Source organism: Thermus sp. (assembly GCF_056332225.1).
In genome coordinates this window covers 1-3,215 of sequence record NZ_JBWGQW010000093.1, presented here as the reverse complement: position 1 = coordinate 3,215, position 3,215 = coordinate 1, and the positions used below count along the sequence as shown (strand labels likewise).

The following is a 3,215-nucleotide window of genomic DNA, read 5'->3' as shown; positions in this document are numbered from 1 at the left end:
CGGCGTTGGTCCGGCAGAGCACGGTGAAGGGGGGCCGGGGCAGGGCGGCGTCCACCCGGGTGGCCCAGGGGGCCTTCCCCCACACCTCCACCGGCCGGTCCTGCAGGGCGGTGAGGTTGCGCACGAAGCGGGCCAGGGGCTCGGCGAAGCGGAAGCTCCAGGTGAGACGGGCCTCGGGGGCCTCCAGCCGGTCCATGGCGTTCACCGCCCCCCGCCACCCGTAGATCTGCTGCCTCGGGTCCCCCACGTAGACCCGCTGCACCCTGCCCCGGTGGGCCTCGAGGACCCGCAGGAAGATGGGGTCCAGGTCCTGGGCCTCGTCCACCAGCAGGGCCTCCGCGAAGGAGAGGTCGGGCTCCGAGAGGGCCCAGAGCTTCACGTAGGCCCCGTGGGGCAGGGGAAAGGGGTCCTTGGGGTCGGTCATCCGCCGCCAGAGGGCCTCTACCCCGCGCAGGATGAGGGCCTCCTCCTCGGGCCAGGCCTTGGTCCCGGCCCGCAGGACCCGGTAGGCCAGGGGGATCATCCCCGGCTCGGGGGAGGCGGCCTCCGAGCGGAGGAAGGCCTCCAGGGTCCCCAGGACCGCGTGCAGCAGGAGGGGGTTGCGCAACTCCAGGGCCTCCGCCACCGCCCGGGCCGGCAGGTGGCCCTTCCCCGCGGTGAACTTGGCCAGGTACCCCTCGTCCCGGGCCACGGCCATGCGGAAGGCCAGGGCGTGGAGGGTGTAGGGGCGGACGTTCCGGGGGAACTTCCGGGCGGCCTCCTCCCGCACGGAGCGGTTGAAGGCCAGGTAGAGGCCCCGCCTTCCCGGGGCGGCCTCGGCCATGAGGCGCAGGGTGGTGGTCTTGCCGCTTCCGGCCACGGCCACCACCTTGAGGTCCTGCCCCGAGCGGTAGGCCTCCACGGCCCGGAGTTGTTCCTCCGTGGGGCGCAGGGCCATCCCCTGCAGTGTAGCCCAAAGGGCGAGGGGTGGGGGAGGAAAGGGTTGGTTTAAGCCAGCTCCCGTCGGCTACCCCAAGCCCTTTTGGCTAAGCCACGCGCTAAGGGGAAGCCGAAGAAGGGAGCTGGCTCTCTTCCGAGGAGAGCGCCGGGGCGTATCCCCCGCACCACCGCCCCATCCTGGCCTCAGGATAGGGCTAGGCCAGGGCGCGGCGCTCCTTGGCGCGGCGCTCCGGGTCCAGGCCCTTGGCCCGGAGGGTGACGTAGGAGCGGGCGAGGAGGAGGTCCCACTTGGGGTCGCGGAGCCGGGAGAGGACCTTCTCCCTCAGGTCCCACCAGTCTCCCCCTCGGCGCCACACCTCCTCCCAGAGGAAGAGGACGGCGATCTCCAAACCGGAAAGCCCCTTCCTGAGGAGGCGCTCGGCCCGCGCCACCTGGTCCGCCTCGAGGCTTCTCCCCTCCCCCGAGAGGAGCCTCAAGGGCACCTCCACCAGGATCCGGGGTAGCCTCGCCACCAGCGCCTTCTGGGTGGCGGGGTCCAGGGGCGGCTTCAGGGGCAGGCGCTCCGCCTCCCGCCAGGCCTCCCGCACCTCCCAGGGTCTCGGGGCCTCCTTCCTCCCCGTGGCGGCGTGGGCGTAGAGCCGCACCGCGTGGTAGAGGGCTTCCCGGGGAAGCCCCCACCGCTTCAGGTCTTCCAGCGCCATCTTCACGATCACGTTCACACCTCCATCTTAGAAACCGAGGGGCCGGGACTTCCCCGGCCCCCCCTTCGCGAAGCCCCCTAGCGGTTCAGGTACCAGTCCAGGGTGTTCAGCAACCTGCTGTAGCTCACCACGGTCTCCTTGCCCTCCTCCAGATCGCCGCCCAGGAGGGGGAAGAAGGTCCGGTCCCGGTACGGGGCGTAGACCGCCCAGAGGCTCGGGGGGTTCTCCAGGAAGTAGGCGAGCTCTTCCGCCTCCTTCTGCCGCACTCCCACCAGGCTCCCCAGAGCCTGGGCGGTGCGCACCAACTGCCAGGCGTTCCGGTAAGCTTCGCGCTCCACCAGGCCCACCCGCACCACCACGGGGTACCTGCCGAAGATCTTCCCCCGCACGTAGAGATCGTCCCCCTCCCGCTTGACCTCCTTGGTGAAGGCGAAGAAGGGGGCGGAGCGGAGCTTTTCCGCCTTGGCCTCCACCTCCTTGCGGGCGAAGGGGTTCTCCAGCTTCAGAGGCCCGTAGAAGAGGGCGTAGAGGGGCTGGGCCCGCTCCTTGCCGTAGAAGGTCTCCGTGTACACCCCCTCCTTCACCTCCCCGAGGAGGACGGGCAGGTCCACCTCGGCGATGGGCTTGAAGAGGAGCTCCACGTCCTCCTCCAGGGTGTTGACGTGGTACCGAGGCGCCTGGGGTTTGGCCGGGGCCTGGGCCTCCTGGGCGGGCTTGGCTGCTGGGGGGGGCGTGGTGGCCGCCGGGGCGCAAGCCGCGAGGGCCAAGGGGATGAGGGCCAGTGCCTGTCCGATCCTGCGCATGCTTTACCTCCTGGTGGTGATATACCTGGTTATGGTTAAGAGAACTCCTGTTTAGCCGTGTTTCCTGGGCAAGTAGAGGTAGATGAGGCAGGGTAGGCTGGAGCTTGTTTTATAAGCCCCATGTTTCCATACTGTTCACGCAGTTAATGAAAAAGATGAAAGCTCCATGCGGTAAAGGTTAAGGAAATGGGGAAACGGGCTAGGCCGACGCCTTGAGAAGGTGCTGTAAAAATGCCCCCGCCCGTCTGGCGTACCCCTCCCGCAGAGCGGCTCGGGCCCGGTAGTAGGCGTACACCAGGGCGTGCGGGGAAATCTCGCCCTCCACCACCTTCCACAGGAGGCCGGCGTAGAAGCGGCGGGAGCCGTAATCGGACAGTTCGTGGGCCATCCGCTCCGAGAGGCGGTCTATGACCGTGGGCCGGGCCTGGGCGTCCATCTCCACAAGGAGGAAGGCGTCCTCGATGGTGGGGTTCTCCGTGGGGGCGGGCCTCAGGAAGTCCAGGGCGGGCACCTCCCGGATCCCCAGGGTCCACCGCACCAGAAGCTCCAAGGAAGGCCGAACGGGCCGCAGGCGTTCCTCCTTTCGCCGCTTGCCCTTAGGGTAGATGACCCGGTAAGCGGTGCGGCCCTCCTCGAGGTCCGCCCCTAGGTCCCGCCAGGGGTGGGCCAGGTCCTCGTGGTGAAGCCTGGCCCGCCCGGGCTTCAGCCGCACGGCCCAGACGGTGCCCGTGTTCAGGTTCTTTTCCTCCCCGCCCCGCACCGCCGTGGCCAC

The 3,215-nt window shown here is 69.3% G+C and carries 3 protein-coding genes and 1 pseudogene; all 4 read right to left on the bottom strand.

Annotated elements, in window-relative coordinates:
- The coding region (locus AC01Y6_RS09960) for a UvrD-helicase domain-containing protein (protein ID WP_476671366.1) at positions 1 to 937 on the bottom strand (937 nt) is incomplete at its 3' end.
- A gap of 196 nt (positions 938 to 1,133) precedes the next feature.
- The gene (locus AC01Y6_RS09955) at positions 1,134 to 1,658 is read right to left on the bottom strand and encodes a hypothetical protein (protein WP_476671365.1); all 525 of its coding nucleotides are present in this window, start codon (positions 1,656 to 1,658) and stop codon (positions 1,134 to 1,136) included.
- A gap of 59 nt (positions 1,659 to 1,717) precedes the next feature.
- Positions 1,718 to 2,443 carry a hypothetical protein gene (locus AC01Y6_RS09950; RefSeq protein ID WP_476671364.1) on the bottom strand — a complete coding sequence of 242 codons (726 nt, stop codon included), beginning with the start codon at positions 2,441 to 2,443 and terminating at the stop codon, positions 1,718 to 1,720.
- 199 nt (positions 2,444 to 2,642) lie between these two features.
- A pseudogene (locus AC01Y6_RS09945) lies at positions 2,643 to 3,215 on the bottom strand (hypothetical protein); the annotation flags it as partial.